This is a genomic window from Streptomyces sp. NRRL S-495, assembly GCF_000966955.1.
Lineage (GTDB): Bacteria > Actinomycetota > Actinomycetes > Streptomycetales > Streptomycetaceae > Kitasatospora > Kitasatospora purpeofusca.
Map to the genome: position 1 here is coordinate 1 of NZ_JZWY01000064.1, position 3,811 is coordinate 3,811.

Sequence of the window (3,811 nt, forward strand, 5' to 3'; positions counted from 1 at the left end):
CCCACCCCTGGAGTACCGCATGTCCGCCATAGCCGGCTGGGTCGACTTCTCCCACGGCACCCCCTCCCATGACACCGCTGATACCCATGGCACCGCTGACGCCCGGGACAGCGCCGGCACCCGGGACACCGCGGACGGGCAGGACGTCGTCCGGGCCATGACCACGGCACTGGCCCGGCGCGGCCCCGACGGCGAGGGGCTGTGGAGCTCCGCGCACGCCGCCCTCGGCCACCGCCGCACCGCCCGCGACCCGCACCCGCAGCCGCTCACCGCTCCCGGCGACACCGGCCCGCTCGCCGTGCTCTCCTTCGCCGGCCACCTCACCAACGCCCGCGCACTGCGCGACCGCCTCACCGCCGCCGGGCACCGAGCTGTCACCGGCGGCGAGGCCGAGGCCGTGCTCCAGGCGTACCTGGCCTGGGGCGAGGACTTCGTCACCCGGATCGAGGGCACCTACGCGCTCGCCCTCTGGGACCCGCGCCGGGAGGAACTGCTGCTGGTCCGCGACCGGATGGGCGTCAAGCCGCTCTTCTATGCGACCACTGCGGACGGTGTGCTCTTCGGCTCCGAGCCCAAGGCCGTGCTCGCCCACCCCGGTTTCCGGCCCGCCCTCGACGCCGACGGCCTGCGGGACATCCTCTCCGTCGCCCGGGTGCCCGGCCACGCGGTCTTCCGCGGCCTGCGCGAGGTCCTGCCCGGCGCGCTGCTGCGGGTCGGCCGCTCGGGCGCGACCGAGCGGCGCTACTGGCAACTGCGGGTGGCCGGCCACCCCGACGACCTGGGCACCACCGTCGACACCGTGCGCGCGCTGCTGGAGGACGCGGTCGCCCCGCACCTGAACGGCGGGGAACTGCCCTGCTCGCTGCTCTCCGGCGGCCTCGACTCCAGCTCGCTCACCGCGCTGGCCGCCGCCCTCGCCCGTCGCCAGGGCCGCGGCCCGATCCGCTCGCTCGCCGTCAACGACCAGGAGCCGGGGGCCGACGGCGCCGCGGCGCAGGGCAACGAGGACCACCTCTACGCCCGGCTGATGGCCGAGCACGCCGGTGCCGAGCACGGCGAGATCTCGCTGGCCGGCCTGGACCTGCTCGACCCCGCGCTGCGGGCCTCGGTGCTCGCCGCCTACGACATCCCGATCAACAAGGGCGACCAGTACGCCTCGCTGCGGCTGCTGTTCGGCGAGGCGCGCGGGCACGCCGCCGTGGCGCTGTCCGGCGAGTGCGGCGACGACGTCTTCGGCGGCTACAACTGGAACCGGCTGCCGGAGTGGATCGCCTGCCCGACCTTCCCGTGGGTGGCGGAGAACCGGCCGCGCTTCCTCGGCACCGAGGTGCTCTTCGACGCCGGACTGCTCGGCAAGCTCGACCTGGCCGGCTACGAGCGGGACTGCCACCGGGACGCCGTCGCGGAGATCTCGGCCGCCGACGTGGTCGCCGACCCGGTCGAGGCCCGCTACCGCGAGGTCACCTACCTCGCGCACACCCGCCACACCCGGGTGCTGTTCGACCGGCTGGACCGCCTCGGCAACGCCGCCGGGCTCGACATCCGGGTGCCGTTCGCCGACCCCCGGCTGGTCGAGTACACCTTCAACATCCCCTGGGAGATGAAGGCGTTCGACGGCCGGGAGAAGAGCCTGCTGCGGGCGGCGATGAAGGACCTGCTGCCGGAACCGGTGGCGATGCGGATCAAGACGCCCTACCCCAACCTGCGGGACGCCGGTTACGACCGGGTGCTGCGGGAGCGGCTGGCCGGGGTCGCCCTGGACCCGGACAGCCCGGTGGCCCCGCTGCTCGCGCCCGGGCTCCGGGCCGCGGTGGCCCGCGACGGCGCGGACGCCCTGGTCGCGGGGGTCGGTCGGGCCGCGCTGGAGACCGCCCTGCAGACTGACGCCTGGCTGCGCGCGTACCGGGTCGAACTCGCACTCTGAACCGACGCACCCGCACCCGCACCCGCCCGCCCCCGAGTGCCCGCCCGACCCCGAGCACCCGCCCGCCCCGGCGGACGTCCCGAAGGAGCCCCATGGCCGCGACCCTGGCCGCGCCGCCCGCCCCGCCGGCCTCTGTCTCTTATACACATCTCTGANACTTCGGGTTCTACTTCACCGCCCGCACCATGGCGGTGCTGGGCGACACCATGATTCCCGTCGCGACGGCCGTGGCGATGCTCTCCCTCGGCTTCGGGGTGGGCGCCGTCGGCGTCGCGCTGGGCGCCTGGATGGGGGCGTTCGCCCTGTTCGTGGTGTTCGGCGGGGTGTTCGCCGACCGCTTCCACCCCCGGCCGCAGATGATCGCCGCCGACGGGGCACGCTGCGCGATCCAGGCCGGACTCGCGCTCTGCCTCTGGCTCGGCCACCCGCCGCTGTGGCTGCTGGTCCTCGCGTCGGTGCTCGGCGGGCTCGCCACCGCGATGTTCCAGCCGGGGCTGACCAGCCTGGTCCCCCAGGTCGCCGCCGACCCGCAGCAGGCCAACGGCGTGCTGCGGGTCAGCCAGGGCGTTGCCACGATGGCCGGCCCGGCCCTCGCCGGCACCCTGGTCGCCGTGGTCTCCCCGGCCTCGGTCTTCGCCGCGACGGCGGTCGCCTTCGTGGTCAGCGGGCTCTGCCTGACGGCCCTGCGGCTGCCGTACGTCGAGCCCGACCGCAGCGCCTCCACCCTGCAGAACCTGCGCGAGGGCTGGACGGAGTTCCGCTCCCGCTCCTGGCTGTGGTCGGTGATCCTGATCTGGTGGGTCCTCGGCGTCGCGGTCTGGGGCCCGATCACCCCGGTCGGCGCGGTCTCCATCATCGACGCCCACGGCAAGGCGGCCTTCGGCTGGGCGGAGAGCGCGTTCGGTGTCGGCTGCGTGCTCGGCGGCCTGGTCGCGATCCGGCTGCGCCCGTCCCGTCCGCTGTTCGGCGGGGCGGTGGCGATGCTGCTCTTCCCGCTGATGCCGCTGTCCGCCGCGCTGGTGCCGCCGGTGCCGCTGCTGATGGCGGGCTACCTGGTCAGCGGCATCGGGTGGGCGTTCTGGGGCGTCCAGTGGGCGACCTCGGTCCAGACCCGGATACCGGAGGACAAGCTCAACCGGGTCGCGGCCTACGAGATCGCCGGATCCATCCTGGCCGTCCCGCTCGGCCAGGCGGTCGCCGGTCCGGTCAGCGGCCTGGTCGGCGTGCACCGGCTGCTGTTCCTCGGCGCCGTGGTCGGCCTGGGCTGCGCCCTCGCCCTGCTCGCCGTCCGGCCCGTCCGCCGACTGACCCGGGCCACCGCCTGACCCGGGCCACCGGCTGACCCGGGCCGTCCCCTCCGTCGGCCGGCTTCCCTGCCCCGTCCGGCAATGCCACGCACCCCACCAACGACAGGAGACCGACCGTGCGCTACCGCCTGACGGTGATCGGCAGCGGCTACCTCGGCATCACCCATGCCGCCTGCATGGCCGAACTCGGCCACGAGGTCCTCGGACTGGACATCGACGAGGACCGGGTCCACTCCCTCAATCAGGGTGAACTACCCATCCACGAACAGGGGTTGGGAGAACTGCTGCGCCGCAACCTGGCCGCCGGGCGGCTGCGCTTCGGCACCGACCCGAAGGAGGCCGCCGCCTTCGGCGACCTGCACTTCCTCTGCCTCGGCACGCCCCAGCGCAAGGACTCCGGGGCCGCCGACCTCTCCCAACTCGACGCCGCCGTGGCCGCCCTGGCCCCGCACCTGGACCGGCCCTGCGTGGTCGTCGGCAAGTCCACCGTCCCGGTCGGCACGGCCGAGCGGCTGGCCGCCCGGCTCACCGCGCTGGCGCCCGCCGGGGAGGCCGTCGAACTCGCCTGGAACCCGGAGTT

1 protein-coding gene and 2 pseudogenes are annotated in these 3,811 nt (G+C 74.8%); all 3 read left to right on the forward strand.

Going from position 1 to position 3,811, the window contains the following annotated elements; translation table 11 throughout:
• Positions 1 to 1,924: asparagine synthase (glutamine-hydrolyzing) (gene asnB / locus VR45_RS04775; protein ID WP_353612664.1), on the forward strand; the 1,924-nt coding region annotated here is incomplete at its 5' end.
• Positions 1,925 to 2,097: 173 nt separating this feature from the next.
• Positions 2,098 to 3,249: pseudogene (locus VR45_RS04780) on the forward strand (MFS transporter); the annotation flags it as partial.
• A 158-nt stretch (positions 3,250 to 3,407) separates the two neighbouring features.
• Positions 3,408 to 3,811: pseudogene (locus VR45_RS04785) on the forward strand (UDP-glucose 6-dehydrogenase); the annotation flags it as partial.